Origin of the sequence: Microcoleus sp. F10-B2, from assembly GCF_036704965.1 — a bacterium.
Lineage (GTDB): Bacteria > Cyanobacteriota > Cyanobacteriia > Cyanobacteriales > Microcoleaceae > Microcoleus.
On sequence record NZ_JAUBTB010000054.1, the window covers coordinates 1 to 15,374 of the forward strand.

The window sequence follows — 15,374 nt, forward strand, 5'->3', positions numbered from 1 at the left end:
TATGTAGGTCTTTTAAGATTGTCAAATTTTTGTTTGAATTTTTTACTAACGAACATAAATTTGATTTCCCCAAAATACATAAATATAATTGCACGGAAAAAATTAATTAGGATTGCTCTAGGTCTAGAAAATCATTTAGGATTGCTATAGCAGGAGGCAGGAGGCAGGAGGCAGGAGGCAGGAGGCAGGAGGCAGGGCAGAGGTAATCAGAGCAAGGGTTTCAGCCATCGATCTCGTCCTAACAAGCCCATGCCAAAGTTAGAGTATTCGTAGCTTTGACCGGGTTCGCTCAGCAGCGTGATTTCTGCTAGATCTGCATACATTTCCTGCGCCGTGTAGTGAAGTTGACACTCCCCGGCTTTGAAGGCGCGGGGATTCTTGGATCAATCAGTCGAACTTATCTCTGTTTTGCTGCCATCAAAGAGTAGAGATCGGTCTGTCCCCAAGCGTTGATTTCGGTGTGCCCCACCGTATTTAAATTCAAATTAATTCCTGCTTGCTTCAACCCTTTAACCAAAATATTGCGAGCTGCGTTGTAGTCACGATCTAACGTCGCACCGCTATCGCAAATATGGGTTCTGGTTGATAGCGTTTTCTTGATAGTATTGCCACAACTTGAAAAATCTTGCGAGGTGTATTGAGGTGGAACAGCAATTACTGTTTTGCCGTACACATTTCCAAAATACTCTAACCATTGAGCAAATTGTGACCACGCTGCATCGCTAATCGACTTAGCAAGTTTATGGTTTTTGACCATATTCCGTACTTGAAGGTCTTCGTAGGCTACAAAATCGCGCTTATTTTACCGCGCCGGGCGCCGTCTTTATAACGAAGTCTTTACGCTGCCGACTAACCTTCAGGTGCTTTCTTCCTAACTTGTCGATCGCTTTTATTCGATTGCCAGAGCTTTTCTTCTTCCCTTGAAACTCGCTTTTGCAATCTCTTCAAAGCTTTTTCACTTTTTCGGAGGTGGCGAGGGTTCGCGACTGTTTCACCATCGCTATCGGTATAGAAATGGTTCAATCCCACGTCTATTCCAATAGCTTTACCAGTCGGAATAAGTTCCTCTTTTCGCTCCACATTGATGCAAAGTTGTGCGTAGTATCCGTCGGCACGACGCACAACTCTGATTCGCTTAATTTCATCGGGTGCATAGAAATGCAAATCCCGACTACCGACTAATTTGAACTTTCCAGCAGCAAAGCCGTCCTTAAATGTCAAACATCTTTTGTCGGCAGAAAGCAGCCATCCTGATGTTTTGTATTCGACAGAGCGAGTATTTTTCTTAAACTTTGGGTAGCCTTTTTTGCCTGGTGTTTTTGCTTTGCAATTAGCGAAAAAACGTTGGATAGCAAAAATGGCACGTTCGGCACAAGCCTGACGTGCCATTGAGTTAAGCTTGCCTGCCCATTCAAACTCTTTTGCCATAATGGCGCATTGTTTGTACAGATCAATTAGCTTAACTCCTTGATTGTCTATCCAATATCTAAGAGTTTTGTTTCGGACAAATTGAGCTGTTCTGATCGTCTCGTCGATGACCCGATATTGCTCGGCTTTGCCTTTCAACTTAAACTCTAGAACTATCATGACAAAATCTTATCACTTTTGCGAAAGCTTTTAGTTACAAAATACGTATATTTAACAATTATTTGCAATAAGTGGAAATTAAAGCCGTCCTAGAAGGACGGGGCTTTAGACCCAATTTTTTGGTAAATTGTACCAGCATTAGGAATAGCAGAAACGGTGTCGCTGAGGTTGCCAAATCCTTTGATGTAATGATGTCCTTGGCCAACTACTCCGATCGTTAAAGCCAGTTTTTCTCTCTTGCTTAGATAATCCTGCGTCATTCGATCGATTTTAGACTCCAAAGTTTGATAATCCTGGATTATCAATTAAAAATAATTGATAAGTAATTCCGCCGGAAAAACAGAATACCCAGAACCCCGACTTTTTTAAGAAGTTGGTATCTAAAGCGCGATCGTATTTTACGTTTACAAAACTTACGCAAAGATAAGCCCAGAGGCATCTAAGTTTTACCGTCACTTTCGATAGAATTCTTTTTGGGTGTCCCACCCGCCCGAAAAATAAAATTTAGATGCCCAAAAGCTTACTATCCATAGGGCGAAGCACACGGTACCTTACCCTCGGCCTACTATCTCGCGATCCATCCTCCCTCCCCGAGGATCAATCCCAAATAGCCGTTGCTAATATTCGTCACTCATGTATGACTTGACTGATGTCACGATCTACGCGAAACTTTACATACCACTGATGTATTGCTTCTACCTATTAATAAGTTCTGTTAAGTTGTGACTCAAAACCTATCAATTAGTCAAAATTGATATAGCGCTTTGCCAGTCAGCCAACTCTCAAGAAGCTACTTCAGGAGGCATCGTCCCTGGCTTGCTGGTGTCGGTGTCTGATCTCACTATTCCTATTCAGTCAGCCCGAACTATGGAAACACTAGAGTTTGTGATCTATCCAGATGGTCGCGTACAGGAAACAGTCACCGGCATTGTCGGTGCTTCCTGCGCTGAGGTAACGGCTGCAATTGAAGCTCAGCTCGGCGTGGTGCTTCATCAAGAGTCAACATCTGAGTATTTCACGCAAGCGCTGCATCAGTCAGCCGAAGCGACGGCCCAAGTGGCTTTTAGCGATTGGTAATTTTTTTTGTTGAGTTCACTTAAATTTTTTTGGAATCACCATGTCACACTTTAGCCAAATTAAGACCCAGATCCGCAATTTGAATTCTTTGGAAGCTGCTTTAACTGACTTGGGTATCGACTGGAAGTCGGGCCCGACTGAGGTGCGCGGCTATCGCGGCCTAACCAGCACCGCTGAGGTGGTGATTGAGCAAGAAAACGGCTACGACGTAGGTTTTAGCTGGAACGGGACTGAGTATGAATTGGTGGCTGACTTGCAGTTTTGGCAGCAAGCTTGGTCTGTAGACCGTTTTCTGAATAAGGTGACTCAGCGCTACGCTTACCATACTGTGGTGAATGAAAGCGCTAAGCAGGGTTTCCAAGTTTCTGAGCAAAAGCAAAATCAAGACGGTTCGCTCCGCTTGGTGGTGCAGCGCTGGTGCGCTTAATAGTTTTGCGAGATTTTTGCAACAATCTTGTCTCATCAAAGTCCGCCTCTGCGGACTTATTTACTCTTGTGGGGGTCTAAATGTCTGAGCTTTCTGGACTCGGAATAGATACAGCAAGCGACCGCTCTGGTTTAGAGCCGGAGTTGGGAGGTTTTTTGCGGGATGCGCCCGATCGCTCTGGTTTGGAACCGGAATTGGGCGGCCTGTTGCGCCAAAAAGGTGTCTATGTTGATGAGATTACCTGCATTGGCTGCAAGCACTGCGCTCACGTTGCTCGCAATACTTTTTATATTGAACCGGATTACGGTCGATCGCGCGTAGTTCGACAAGACGGGGATTCTGAAGAGTTGATTGCTGAGGCGATCGATACTTGTCCGGTGAATTGCATTCACTGGGTTGATTACACCGAACTCAAGAATCTGGAAGAGGAACGCAAGGATCAGGTGATTCCTGTCGTTGGCTTTCCCCTTGAGTATGCGACGATTCGGGCCCGCGGTCGCCAGCGGAAAAAAGCTAAATTGGGCGATCGCAAGTTCAAAGGTAGCCCTTGAAATCCCCAATTCCCATCCGCAGCTTGAAACCTGTGGATCAAACAACAAAAACAGCCCGCGCGGGCTGTTTTTTGTATACATTGTATAATTAAGGTTTATTTGAGAGGATGGTGCTCAGCGAGAATTTTCTCAACTCTAGCTTCGTCGATTCTGGCGGTTAATGTTGATGCCTCGTTGTTATCGCGAATCGTTTTTGCTAAAGTAAAAGACGAGCCGACTGAAAAAGTTAAACCCATACCCATAAAAGCTTTCTGCCAGGGGTCTACCTGTAAATAAATGATACCTACAGTAGTTGCGGAAAGGGCAAGAATAAAAGAAACCCAGCACTGAAGTATCCAAGCATTAGTATCTTTTTGGCGTATGATTTGTTTCTGCATAGTGCCTCTAGATCAAATATATCTTTTGGTGGATTAACTTAAAGCATAGAAAGCGTGAGTGAAGCGGTCAGGAGAGGAAGGGACAGTTTCGATAAGTGAACAGTGCGATCGGGCTTTTTACTAAAAACTAGAACGCTGTAGATAGGGTTTAAGGCTCAAGGAAGACTTGCAGCGAGTGGACAGTTTGAAAACTCCACTAAGGAAAGCTTGTTTTTTCTCAAAATAGCGTAAGGTGCGCCGAAGAGCACCTTACTTCTCCCAGTCGGCCTCCGCAGACTTCGTTTGACTCTCGACAGCGGTTGAAACCGCCGGGTCTTATCTACTTCGTTTGTATAGCCCCGGTTTCAACCGCCGAGTTAGATCTACTTATTTTTCTGCTGAGTCTTCGCTTGTTCGATCGCAATTTCCCTGACTGCTTGGAAAGAACTCAAATTCGACGCACCTTCAATTGCCTTCACCGCCAAATCTTGAACCTGTTTCAAAGCAGAATCCAGTTGTTTCGACAAGCTAGCAAGGCGCGCATCTTGATTTTGAATTGTCTGCAACATCCCTTGAATTTGCAGTTCATAATTTTGCTTTTGCCCTTCAATATCTTTAGCAGACAAATCAGCCTTAACTTTAGCTTGGTAATTGCCAATATTGCGGCCGTTATCTTTCCCGTTCTTGATATTAGCTTCCAGTTCTTTCGGAAAAGCTTCTACCTTCGCTTTCACCTCAGCATAAAGTTTTTCTCGTTCCGAAATAGATTTTTCGCGTTCCGCCCACTGTTTCTCCTGTTCTTGCTGAAACTCTTCGATTTCTTGATACAGCCTTTTCTGGCGCTGTTGGTATTCTTCGATGTCCAGATTTCGCTGAAGATTCAAATCGTAATTATACAATTCTTCATCGCGCTGGCGAGCTTTTTGTTGATTCTCATTGCGTTCTTTAACGGTCAACTTTTGCAGTTCCTGCTCTTTTTGCCAAGCTTGCCGGCGTTCCAACAATTCCTGTTCAACGGTTTCGCGCTGTTCGCTGAGTTCCCCAGCAAAACTTTTCGCGCTTTCTTCGTACTGTTGAATTAAATTGTCCAGCGTATCTTCTGCAACATCTTCTAAACTGTGCAACTCTTGCAGTTGTTGAATTTCCTCGTCCACAGTGCGCCGCAATTCTTCGACTTTAGCAGCTTCTGAAGTTAATTTCTCAGACAACTCGCTGACAGCGCCGCCAAAGCCAAATTGCAGCAAAATCAAATTATCGATTGTGGACTGCATTTTTTGTTGATTTTGAGTTAAAGCCATTGGTTTTGGTGCCTCCACAATAGGTTTTTCAGTGGCTGCTGTTTGCTTTTGGGAAGCGTTTAGCTGTTGGATTTGCGATTCTAGCTGCGCTTTTGCTTGCGCTGCTTCCTTGTACGCTTCTAAGATTTCAGCCTTGGTGCTTTTGTCGCTAACTTTTTTGTTCATGACTTTTCATTTCTTAATAGCGGGGAAAATTTATGTCATTTTTTCGTAAGGTATGTATTGCACACCCTACTGAGTTTTAAGCTTTGCTGGCAAAAGCTTTCATTGCCAAATCTTGCGCTTGCTTCATCGTGGCTTGCAGTTGCGCGGAAATTTCGGCAATTTGTTCGGTTTGTCGCTCAATAGTCTGCTGCAAAGATTGCACTTTCAATTCATATCCTTGCTTAGTGCTTTCCCACTCTTTCTCCACTAAATCTGCCTTGACTTTAGCTTCGCGGGAAACTTCTTGAATTGCTTCTTCTTTGGCTTTGACATAAGCCTGTTTGAGTTCTTCTTCAAATCCGGCGGCTTTTCTTTGATTCTCTTCAAACTCTGCTTGATTGTCGCTGAGGACTTTTTCCCGTTCCACCCAATTTTTTTCTTTTTCGCGGGTAGATTCTTGCAAATGCCGTTCTAGTTTACGCTTCGTTTCTTCGTATTCGTCGGTTTCGATTTGGCGACTGCGCTGTAATTCGTATTGGTAATCGGCTGTTTCTTCCTGACGATTTTTAGTTATGAGTGCAGTCTCTTCTTGAACTGCGGCATCAAATTCTTGCTGTTCTTTTTCCCAAAGCTTGCGTTTTTGGGTCGTGTCTTTTTCGATTATTTCGCGCTGGTTGGCGGCGTTTTGTTCCAGCAGGGTCAATTTTTCTCGGTGCTCTTGAGTTAAAATGTGGAGGGCATCTGCTACAACTCTGATTTGCTGCAACTCTTGCAATTGTGCCGCTTCAATTTCGATCGCGCGTTTTAATTCGTCTAATTTTGAAGATTCCGCCTTCAGTTTTTCGGAAAGTCCGCTGATGGTGCTGCCGAAATCTAATTGCAAGTCAGCCAAGCCTTTGACGATGCTGTCAATTGTGTAGGTGGAAGCGACTTCGAGGAGTTGTTTGTTTTTGGCTTTTTCGGCTGACTGTTCTTTGGTCTCGACTTTGGATTCGATCTTTTTTTTGTCTGCTAAAATCTGCTGAAAGTTTTGCAAAATTTGGGCTTTGCTATCCTTGGCAGTTGCTATGGTCATAATGTTTGCTTCTCCTGATTCTAACTTGTCGAGATTTTTTAGTGAAACGTTTTCAGTTATTCTAAGTTGCGGAGTTGGCTGAGAATGGAACGGTATTTTCTGGCTGCGTCGGGTTTTTCTTCGGGATTGGCGCTGGCTAGAGTTCTGAGAATTTTCCAGCAGCGATCGCACCGATTTCCTTCCCAGCAGCCGCACTCATCAATTATACTTAAAAGTGTGCCTTTTAGCAATTGATTTTCGGCTAACAAAGCTCGGTAATTCCGCTGAACTGATTCGGCAACTAAAGTCATGTGCTGGAAGTCTTCGGTGAGACTTTCGATGTCGTTAACTGCATCTGTCCGAATTTGGTCTAGCAGCTCAAGATTCTCTTTCAAACGGCTTTCTTGCAGGTTTGGTTTGGTTTTCAGCTTGGTTAATTTCTTCATTTCACTCTGTTATAACAGTTATGGTAAAGGCGCGATTAAATCGCGCCTTTACAACAAAATTAGAACAAGTCAGCAGTTAATTGCTCTTCGGCTGGCGGTAGCGACATACTGCCGTTGGAATTCAAAGCCATAGCATCGTTTTCACCGCCAGCGTGAGCAGCCATCAAGCAGGCAACTTGCTGCGCCGGCAGGTTATCTAAACACACCATAGCTTTTGTTCCTTCTAAGTCAATCATCCGCGATTGATTGCTAGAATCGGACAAAACTGCTGCGGCTTGGTCGATAACCGCCCAATCTTTCCGTTCGTTCCAAGACCATTTCAAGCTGTAGTAGTTGATCGGTTTTACTACTCCGCTGTCGTCTGGTTTCTGACCGGAATGCTTGACAAATTCGGGAACAAAAATCCCGGTTGCAGGTTCTACGCCGCGAGATTGAACTGATGCTACCAAACGGTTAAAATCGTTCAAGCTGCGGTTTTTGATGTATGTCACCATGACAACTCCTTGTGGCAATTCGCCGGTTTCTGCGATAAACCACAGTTGACCCCACAATGTGTGGGAAGTTTGACCTAAACTGCCGAAGAATTTGGAGAATTTGAGGATTGTCATGGAACACTTGGAACCGTAGTCGGTGTCGCCGATCGCCCATTGGCCGCTTTGGCAATTGTTACGCACTGCGATCGGGATTTCTGGTACTAGTAAAGCATTGCTCGGTTTGGCACCAAATACTGAAAATGTAGGTCTTTCTTGTGTTTTAGTAGTCATTGTTCGTTTTTCCTTAGTTATTGATTTATGTTCTGACAATTAGGAATCGGTAATTAGGAATTGGGAACTCACAACAATCGAATTATTTTTCTTCCTTCTTCATTCTTCCTTCCATTACCTAATGAGATGTGTTGTCGCTTTTGGTTCAGGATAGGTATACTCAAGCATCGCCTCTTGTTGAGCTTTGATAATCCGCAGCGCGGCGAGCAAATGCTCTAACGTTTCTAGGTGCGCTGGGGTGAAGTGGATGCTGAAGCCTTCGCCATCCCGCGCGTAGCCGGGACAAACCAGTGAGGCTGAGCTTTGTTCTTCGTGGGTGGCGATGTATAGCCAGTCATCGTCTTCGAGCTTGTAATGCGTGTCTGTCCAGGTTCTCAGCATTTGCGATCTGCTCCTCCTTATTTGCTGCGTACAAGCGTTTTGATGCCCAGCGCTTCTCACTCCTCTGAAGTTGACGACGCTATATGTAGCGTGTGAGCTAGGCTAATTTGCACTCTTAACCCTACCAGTCAGGCTTGGCGGGTTGATTAAACCGTCAACTAATATCATGGTAGCGCGGGTTGATTTTCCCGTCAAGTATTTTGTTGAACTTTTCATCAAAACAGGCTAGAATGCTTGTCAGGAGGCAAAAAACCGTGGAACAAACATTTGGAAGACTGATCCGTCAAGCTCGCAAGGACAAAGCTTACTCACAACGTGAGCTAGCAGCTATGCTAAGTGTGGATTTTACTTATTTGTCGAAGTTGGAGAACGATCGAGCCGATTATGCGCCAAAAGAGGACGTAATCCGAGCATTAGCGCGGAATCTAGACATAAACGAAGAGGAATTGATTTTCTTGGCGGGGAGGCTGCCGCAGCAGTACGAAGCGCTGCTGAAGCAGAATCCGAAGGAAATGCAGGCTCTTTTCCGCCGGATGCAAGAAAATCCAGATTGGCTCAAACAGTCTTTTGAAGCGTAAGAGAGGCCCCTCATAGTGAGTATTTTTAAGCCGTATTGCTTCTATCCCAAAGAAACGATCGAGCGTTTGGCAAATGACATCTTAATGCAGATGCAGAAAACGCAAAATTTTGCTCCGAGATGGCCTTTTGATGCGACAACGGTTGCTGATTTTCTGGATTTAGGCGTAGTTTGGGAGTGCATTGAGCCGGATGAAGAAGGTGCGATCGCGGCGAGGATTTTGCCGCAGCAGCGGTTAATCGAAATCAACGAACAGATTCTCGAAAAACCGCCGGGTTTCATCGAATCGACGATCGCCCACGAAATCGGCCACTGGGTGCTGCACGTCAATCAAGACGAAGCAGACGGGACTGTGGAACAGTTGGAATTAAACTTAGGCGATCGAGGAAAAACCGCCCAGGATGTCGAGGAACCGTTTGTTTGTCGGGGTGCGAGTGCTGATAATAAGGTTTTGTCGATCGAATGGCAAGCGCAATATTTTGCAAGCTGTTTGTTGATGCCTCGGTGTATTTTGGAGGAAAAAAGACAGGGACGTGATTTAACTAAGTGGTCGCATTTATACAAAATGAGAGATGAATTGGGAGTGAGCATTTCCAATTTGACAAACCGCTTGCAAGAATTCGATTGGATTTACATTCCCAAGGGAACGCGCGAGATTTATGCCGGGAAAGACGCGGCCAACGGACAGCAGCGGTTGTTTGGATAAAATTTGATGAAATTTGAGATGAGAGAATTGCGATCGGTTCTCCAATCTCAGATATTTAAAATTAGATTGAAATAATGAGGCTGCAAAATGGAAACAAAACGAGTAGCAGACTTGACAGTTGAAGAACTGCAAGCGATAATTCTCCAAACCAAACGAGTATCGGACTTAACCGTTGAAGAACTGAAAGCGATAATTACGGAAGTAGTAGATCTGCGGTTAACTTATTGGCTAAATTTAGTCAATAAAAATCCATCACCTGTGCTTCCTTCCCGAACAAAAGAAGAACAAATGGAGATAAATCTAGCTGCAATTGAGTGGTTAGATAAATGGGCAGAAGAAGGAGACGCTGAGGAACAGACAGAGACATTTGAATACTTGCAAAAAGTATTAGATGAAGACCGCCTGTCATCCCAGCGACTTTTATTTCAAAAACAATGATTGTATTATTAGATGCTGGTCCTTTAGGAACATTAACAAATCCCAAAGGGTCGGCTGTGACAGTGGAATGTCGGATGTGGGTGCGCTCTTTGTTGCTCAAAGGTTACAGGGTGATTTTACCTGAGATAGCCGACTATGAGGTGAGGCGAGAGTTGCTGCGTGCAAATAAACTGGCAGGAGTTAGACGGCTTGATGACTGGAAAGAGAGGCTTGAATACTTGCCAATAACGACACCTACAATACTCAAGGCGGCTCAGTTGTGGGCGACATCGCGCCAGACAGGAATGCCGACAGCAGACCCCAAAGAACTTGATGGAGATGTGATTTTAGCAGCTCAAGCTTTGCTGATTGTTGAAGGTGGAGAAGCGGTTGTTATTGCTACAACAAATGTGGGGCATTTGTCGAGATTTGTGGATGCTCGCGAGTGGCGGGATATTGAGTAATGGTGGATACTAAAGTTAAAATTTACAATTCAAATTACATTTTATGCTAACCAATATTCAAATCCTGCTGGCAGCTTGTGAGGAATTAAATATACCTTACGAAATCCTGCATCCTTCCCAAAACTTGATTAGACTAAAACAGGGCGGCGAAGAATATTATTTTGTCAATTACATGACGCCATTTAACAGCGCGTCATTAGCAGAGATTTTTAAAGACAAAGAATATACCTATCAACTATTAAACGGCAAAATAAATACTCCCAGAACTCTCGGCTTTGTCTCGCCTCGCTGCGAGGAGAAGTATAAAAAGTATTTGAGTTTCCCAGATATTGAATCAATAGTTTTAGAAGTCAAAAAAAAATTCGCTTTCCCGGTGATTCTCAAAAGAAATCGCGGTGCTGGTGGCAACAATGTTTTTTTGTGTGAAAGTAGAGAGCAAATTAAAGCAGCCCTAGAAATTATATTTAATGTCAACAGCAAAGATTATGACTATGTGGCGCTCGCTCAAGAATATATCGAAATTGCCCACGAATATCGGGCTGTATTCTGCAAAGAAAAGCTAGTTTTGCTGTACGATAAAGACAAATCTCAGGCTAAATTTGCGGGGAATTTAAGCCCGCTGCACTGGGAAGGTGCAAAAGCCAAACATATAATTAACCCCACTATCATGTCGGAGATTGAAGATTTTGTTAAACCTGTTTTTGCAGAAATTGCGATTAATTATGCTGGGCTTGACATAGCACTAGATAAAAACGGAGCATATTGGTTAATTGAAATTAACTCAAGTCCTAATTACGATATTTTTGTCAGAGATAACGATCGCCAAATTGTCGTAACAATGTTTAAAGGAATTCTGGAGAGCTTGATTGTTAACAAAAAGCCGTAAATGCTCGATTTTAGAGAGGCGCTACAATTAACTAAATCCCAATCTCACAAAAAGTAAAAGCCATGACATCAGAAATGTTAGAACTAGAGGGAACTTGGGAATAGATTCTCGCCCTATCCGAAAAATTTGCCGATCGCAGAGTTCGCATTATCGTTCTTGCTGATGAGGAACCGCTGAAGTCAGCCGAAGACTGTTTTCGTCAAGGATGGCACGAAGCAATGACAGGAGAGACTGTACCGCTTTCTGAACTGTGGGAAGGCATTGATGCAGCGATCGAGATGATGCAGTCTCTGCCAGAAACTTTACAGCAACAAGTAGCAGAATACTTGAAAGAGTATATCGCAGACTTAAAAGATGAGCTTCAATGGGACGAATCTTTCCAGAAAACGCAACCGCAACTTGTGGCTGCTGCCCAACGCGCAAAACAAGAAATTGCTGAAGGAAAGGCAGAGGAAATGAGACTCAATGAGTTATGAATTCTGCCACCCTTCCTTCCTTTTGGGAAAAATACAATTCTCTTGACAGTAGAGTAAAAGAGCAAGCTAGAAAAGCTTATCGTTTCTGGCTGGAAAATCCCTTTCATCGAGCTTTGTACTTCAAGTGCATCAACCAGGAAGAAAATATCTGGTCTGCGAGAATCACGCGCGGCTATCTACCAGTGGGGATTTTACAAGGAGATACCGTGACATGGTTTTGGATTGGAAACCACGATGATTATAAACGTTTTTCTAGTAATCAGGCCGGGGCGGGTTTTCGAGATGGTTGGTTTCAGGCAATTATTGTTAGCGAACCCGCCCCTACATCGCCTGGAATCTTGCCTGTTTCACAATAGTTAAAAACTTACATTCTTTCCAAGACCTTAATCCCCAACAACTCCAAACCCAAATTCAAAGTTCTCGCCGTCAAATCGCACAAAATCAACCGCGAAGTCCGCAACGGTTCCTCAGCTTTCAAAACCGGACACTGCTCAAAAAATTGATTGAACTTTTGACTCAATTCAAACAAATACTGACAAATTCGATTCGGCAACAAATCGCCGCCAACAGCATTCACAACTTCATTCAACTGCAATAAATGCTTTGCCAATACCAACTCGGAATCAGATTGCAAGATTACTTTCGCACCAGCATCTAAGTTATCAAAATTAATTTCACCTTTGCGGCGAATTCCCTGCACGCGCACGTAAGCATACAGCATATAAGGAGCGGTATTTCCTTGCAATGCGAGCATTTTGTCGTAACTGAAAATATAGTTACTGGCGCGGTTTTGACTTAAATCGGCATACTTAACCGCACTCAAACCAATTGTTCGAGATACGTTAGCAATAAATTCCTCAGTTTCCTGTCTTTCCTCGGCTTTTAATCTCTCTTCTAAATCTTGGCGCGTGCGGACGATCGCCTCATCTAACAAATCTTGCAGCCGCACCGTTTCCCCAGAACGAGTTTTGAGTTTTTTGCCGTCTTCGCCCAATACCAAACCAAAGGGAATGTGCACAATTTCGACATCTTCAGGAATCCAACCGGCTTTTCTGGCTACTGCAAATACTTGGGCGAAATGGTTGGCTTGTCCCGAATCTGTGACGTAAATTATGCGCTTTGCATTGTCTTTTTGTATCCGGTAGCGCACTGCTGCTAAATCTGTTGTGGCGTAATTGTAGCCGCCGTCGGTTTTTTGGACGATTAGCGGCAGCGGTTCGCCTTCTTTGTTGGTGAAACCGTCTACAAAAACGCATTTCGCGCCGTCACTTTCTACTAGCAAACCTAGATTGGTTAAATCTTCGACTACTGCGGGCAATAATGGATTGTAAAACGATTCGCCGCGTTCGGTTAATTGGATATCGAGCAAGTCGTAAATTACTTGAAATTCGCGGCGCGATTGATCGCACAGCAATTTCCAAGCGCGGCGGGTGTCTTCGGCGCCTGCTTGCAGTTTTACTACTTCTTGGCGGGCGGTTTCTTTGAAGGTTTCGTCGGCGTCGAAGCGCTGTTTTGCTTGGCGGTAAAATGCGACTAAATCGCCTAAATCTAGGGCGTCAGCGGTTGTGAGGGCTTCGGGGTGAACTTCGCGCAAGTATGCGATCAGCATTCCGAATTGGGTGCCCCAGTCGCCGATGTGGTTGATTCTGAGTACGTCGTGGCCTTGAAATTCGAGGATGCGGGCGATCGCATCTCCGATGATTGTCGATCGCAAGTGTCCGACGTGCATTTCTTTGGCTATATTCGGACTCGAAAAGTCGATCGCGATTGTCTGAGGCGTTTTCGCAGGTTCAATCCCCAAACGCGAGTCGCCGGCGATAGCACTAATTTGCGCTTCCAAATAAGCCGGTTTCAGCTTCAAATTGATAAAACCTGGCCCGGCGATTTCTGGGGTTTCGCAGATGTCGGTAATATCTAGGTTTTCGATGATTGTTGAGGCGATCGCCCGCGGGGGCTTTCCTAACTTTTTCCCCAAACTCATTGCCGCGTTGCACTGAAAGTCCCCAAAGTTGGGATTGGTGGCGGCTGCTAGCATCGGATCTGCACCTGCATAACTTTCGCCGAATGCCGCGGTGAATGCTTTTTCAAATCTTGCTTTTAACTGTTGGGCGATCGAGTTCATGTTTAATATTTTGATTGGATGTTTATTTTAAACTCTAGATTCAGCACTTTTTGCCAATAATACTCTTACTACTTACGTAATTTCCCTCTCTCCCTCTCCTCCTCGGGAGCATCTCATATTTGTAAAAACACTTCTTCTGGCTCCTTCCTTCTTCCTCTTTCCTTCTTTCTCTTTCCTCCTGCCTCGGGCCTCGCAGCAAGAGAGCCTTAAAACTCCAATTTCTAGCTTAACTGCTTTCATTGAGATGCTCCCTCCTCCTCTGGCCCTCTGGCCCTCTCCCCAGCTACTAGGAAATTTTGTACTTAGCTTTGAGGTGCTGACGCGATCGAAATCAGTGGCAGTGCTAACACAGACTACATTTTATCACAGTTGCGATCGCTACACAAATTTAAAAATGTCACATCAAGTCCATGATCTCGATCGCTAAATAATTTTGTTAAATCCCTTACATTAAGGTATGTTAAAATTTTTTCAAGGCTCCCAAAAATCCTACGAAAGGAAGTAGTTATGTTACCTCAACCTATTTTTGGCGATCGTTCCCTGACCCAAGCCTTTTATCAAGCAGTAATCGATCGCTTCTACGACGGTTTCAGTCTCTCCACCCAAGCACTATTAGGAGAGTGTACCCTCGGCTTCGCCCCTTGTCCCGATGGAGTCAAAACCTTTTTCATCATCGCGCCAAGTCTGGATGCAGCAGAGCAACTAATTGAAAAAATCGACAGTATTTTGGAGCGAGTTGGCGAACTCATGGCTGGAGTCGGACAAGTTGCCCTGTGCATAGTTCCCGCCGGCAGCGAAGCAGAGAAATCGGTCGATCTGCAAGACTTAGAAAAAGTTCCCCCGGATTGTCTGGCTTGCAAATTCTTTACAATTATATGGGCCGATGCTGCGGCCGATCGATAAAATTGACAGTTAGCAACCAGCAAATGTCCACGCTGGGCTGAACCTGTCCCTGTGTCGGCGCGGGGTAGATTGTCTATTAGTTACATTCCCTAGAATTTTCGGGCAAAGGGTGCAGGTAATTCGCTCGTTTGCCAGGTGGCACTCGCTATCGAAGGTAAGTGTTAAACGGGAGCATCTCAATCAAAGCAGCCAAGCTAGAAATCTCAGTTTTGAGGCAGGAGGCAGAAGGAAGGATCCCGAAGAAGTGTTTTTACAAATATGAGATGTTCCCGTGTTAAACAAGCAGGCAATATATATATCAAATACCCGCTTGTCAGTCGATGCGATCGGTCGATCTGATTTTTACCAGCAGGCTCAAACAGCGGTGCATCTACATTTGTACCCGCAAAGTCGGTAGCCAAAGAGCCGCACCAACCCTTCTGGGCATCTCGCTTCAAAAGACGGCAGCAGGAATTAGGCGTTATCGCTGGAAAATAGAGTTTTGCGAAATATCTGCTCGTGTTCATAATAAGCAGAAATATTCTCCAAAATAGATAAGACTTGCGCACCTTTACCTGAGAAACGCGGTTGATTCGTATATTTCTCGTTACTAACGCAAAGTTTTTGTATAAACCGGGTTTCTAGCCCCGTATTTCAGATTCACGGTTCGCGGGGTACTTGACAGAAAATAAGTTGTTTGTGGGCGAGTCACAAGCCATACACAGAGCAAAGATTAACTAAAAAAAAGAGGATGAGTTT

Annotated in this window: 20 protein-coding genes and 1 pseudogene; 11 read left to right on the forward strand and 10 right to left on the reverse strand. The window is 44.4% G+C overall.

Annotation, left to right across the window (positions count from 1 at the left end; translation table 11 throughout):
- Window positions 1-397: 397 nt before the first annotated feature.
- Window positions 398-1,587: pseudogene (locus QUA99_RS20510) on the reverse strand (RNA-guided endonuclease InsQ/TnpB family protein).
- Window positions 1,588-1,676: 89 nt separating this feature from the next.
- Window positions 1,677-1,847, reverse strand: a complete 171-nt coding sequence (locus QUA99_RS20515) for a hypothetical protein (RefSeq protein ID WP_333240194.1) — start codon at window positions 1,845-1,847, stop codon at window positions 1,677-1,679.
- Window positions 1,848-2,454: 607 nt separating this feature from the next.
- Between QUA99_RS20515 and QUA99_RS20520 the strand changes: the two genes are divergently transcribed.
- The 3 genes from QUA99_RS20520 (at window position 2,455) to QUA99_RS20530 (ending at window position 3,642) form a co-directional block, all read left to right on the forward strand.
- The gene (locus QUA99_RS20520; protein ID WP_015176940.1) at window positions 2,455-2,664 is read left to right on the forward strand and encodes a DUF2997 domain-containing protein; all 210 of its coding nucleotides are present in this window, start codon (window positions 2,455-2,457) and stop codon (window positions 2,662-2,664) included.
- A 40-nt stretch (window positions 2,665-2,704) separates the two neighbouring features.
- Window positions 2,705-3,091, forward strand: a complete 387-nt coding sequence (locus tag QUA99_RS20525; protein WP_333240196.1) for a DUF1257 domain-containing protein — start codon at window positions 2,705-2,707, stop codon at window positions 3,089-3,091.
- A gap of 80 nt (window positions 3,092-3,171) precedes the next feature.
- Window positions 3,172-3,642 (forward strand): ferredoxin, encoded by a 471-nt coding sequence (locus tag QUA99_RS20530; protein WP_333240198.1) that lies wholly within the window; start codon window positions 3,172-3,174, stop codon window positions 3,640-3,642.
- A gap of 95 nt (window positions 3,643-3,737) precedes the next feature.
- Here the strand turns inward: QUA99_RS20530 and QUA99_RS20535 are convergent, their stop codons facing one another.
- The 6 genes from QUA99_RS20535 to QUA99_RS20560 form a co-directional block, all read right to left on the reverse strand.
- On the reverse strand, window positions 3,738-4,019 hold the full coding sequence (locus tag QUA99_RS20535; RefSeq protein ID WP_015176943.1) for a YiaA/YiaB family inner membrane protein: 282 nt from the start codon (window positions 4,017-4,019) through the stop codon (window positions 3,738-3,740).
- 362 nt (window positions 4,020-4,381) lie between these two features.
- A complete protein-coding gene (locus tag QUA99_RS20540) occupies window positions 4,382-5,461 on the reverse strand; it encodes a hypothetical protein (protein ID WP_333240200.1) in 1,080 nt (359 codons plus the stop codon).
- Window positions 5,462-5,537: 76 nt separating this feature from the next.
- Entirely contained in the window at window positions 5,538-6,515 is a 978-nt protein-coding gene (locus QUA99_RS20545) for a hypothetical protein (protein WP_333240202.1), read from the reverse strand.
- A gap of 56 nt (window positions 6,516-6,571) precedes the next feature.
- Window positions 6,572-6,940 carry a hypothetical protein gene (locus QUA99_RS20550; RefSeq protein WP_333240204.1) on the reverse strand — a complete coding sequence of 123 codons (369 nt, stop codon included), beginning with the start codon at window positions 6,938-6,940 and terminating at the stop codon, window positions 6,572-6,574.
- A 59-nt stretch (window positions 6,941-6,999) separates the two neighbouring features.
- The gene (locus QUA99_RS20555) at window positions 7,000-7,704 is read right to left on the reverse strand and encodes a hypothetical protein (RefSeq protein WP_333240206.1); all 705 of its coding nucleotides are present in this window, start codon (window positions 7,702-7,704) and stop codon (window positions 7,000-7,002) included.
- Window positions 7,705-7,818: 114 nt separating this feature from the next.
- Window positions 7,819-8,085, reverse strand: coding sequence for a hypothetical protein (locus QUA99_RS20560; protein WP_006634886.1), 267 nt, complete (start codon window positions 8,083-8,085; stop codon window positions 7,819-7,821).
- Between the two features lie 254 nt (window positions 8,086-8,339).
- Here QUA99_RS20560 and QUA99_RS20565 point away from each other — a divergent pair, with 254 nt between their 5' ends.
- From QUA99_RS20565 to QUA99_RS20595, 7 genes are all read left to right on the forward strand, one after another.
- On the forward strand, window positions 8,340-8,663 hold the full coding sequence (locus QUA99_RS20565) for a helix-turn-helix domain-containing protein (protein ID WP_172189318.1): 324 nt from the start codon (window positions 8,340-8,342) through the stop codon (window positions 8,661-8,663).
- Window positions 8,664-8,678: 15 nt separating this feature from the next.
- Window positions 8,679-9,368 (forward strand): ImmA/IrrE family metallo-endopeptidase, encoded by a 690-nt coding sequence (locus tag QUA99_RS20570; RefSeq protein ID WP_015176948.1) that lies wholly within the window; start codon window positions 8,679-8,681, stop codon window positions 9,366-9,368.
- An 87-nt stretch (window positions 9,369-9,455) separates the two neighbouring features.
- On the forward strand, window positions 9,456-9,806 hold the full coding sequence (locus tag QUA99_RS20575; protein WP_333084760.1) for a hypothetical protein: 351 nt from the start codon (window positions 9,456-9,458) through the stop codon (window positions 9,804-9,806).
- On the forward strand, window positions 9,803-10,249 hold the full coding sequence (locus tag QUA99_RS20580) for a nucleic acid-binding protein (protein WP_333240208.1): 447 nt from the start codon (window positions 9,803-9,805) through the stop codon (window positions 10,247-10,249). The genes QUA99_RS20575 and QUA99_RS20580 overlap by 4 nt, the downstream gene beginning before the upstream one ends.
- Before the next feature lie 43 nt (window positions 10,250-10,292).
- Window positions 10,293-11,135, forward strand: a complete 843-nt coding sequence (locus tag QUA99_RS20585) for a YheC/YheD family protein (RefSeq protein ID WP_333240210.1) — start codon at window positions 10,293-10,295, stop codon at window positions 11,133-11,135.
- A 218-nt stretch (window positions 11,136-11,353) separates the two neighbouring features.
- Window positions 11,354-11,611 (forward strand): hypothetical protein, encoded by a 258-nt coding sequence (locus QUA99_RS20590; RefSeq protein ID WP_333240212.1) that lies wholly within the window; start codon window positions 11,354-11,356, stop codon window positions 11,609-11,611.
- Window positions 11,608-11,967, forward strand: a complete 360-nt coding sequence (locus QUA99_RS20595) for a ParE family toxin-like protein (protein ID WP_333240214.1) — start codon at window positions 11,608-11,610, stop codon at window positions 11,965-11,967. The genes QUA99_RS20590 and QUA99_RS20595 overlap by 4 nt, the downstream gene beginning before the upstream one ends.
- Before the next feature lie 8 nt (window positions 11,968-11,975).
- On the opposite strand, the gene argS is transcribed toward QUA99_RS20595, so the two are convergent.
- Together argS and QUA99_RS20605 are read right to left on the reverse strand one after the other, a co-directional pair.
- Window positions 11,976-13,733 carry an arginine--tRNA ligase gene (gene argS / locus QUA99_RS20600; RefSeq protein ID WP_333240216.1) on the reverse strand — a complete coding sequence of 586 codons (1,758 nt, stop codon included), beginning with the start codon at window positions 13,731-13,733 and terminating at the stop codon, window positions 11,976-11,978.
- A 72-nt stretch (window positions 13,734-13,805) separates the two neighbouring features.
- Window positions 13,806-13,973, reverse strand: a complete 168-nt coding sequence (locus tag QUA99_RS20605) for a hypothetical protein (protein WP_333240218.1) — start codon at window positions 13,971-13,973, stop codon at window positions 13,806-13,808.
- Between the two features lie 267 nt (window positions 13,974-14,240).
- On the opposite strand from QUA99_RS20605, the gene QUA99_RS20610 reads away from it, so the two are divergent.
- Entirely contained in the window at window positions 14,241-14,636 is a 396-nt protein-coding gene (locus QUA99_RS20610; protein ID WP_333240220.1) for a hypothetical protein, read from the forward strand.
- Window positions 14,637-15,374: the final 738 nt, after the last annotated feature.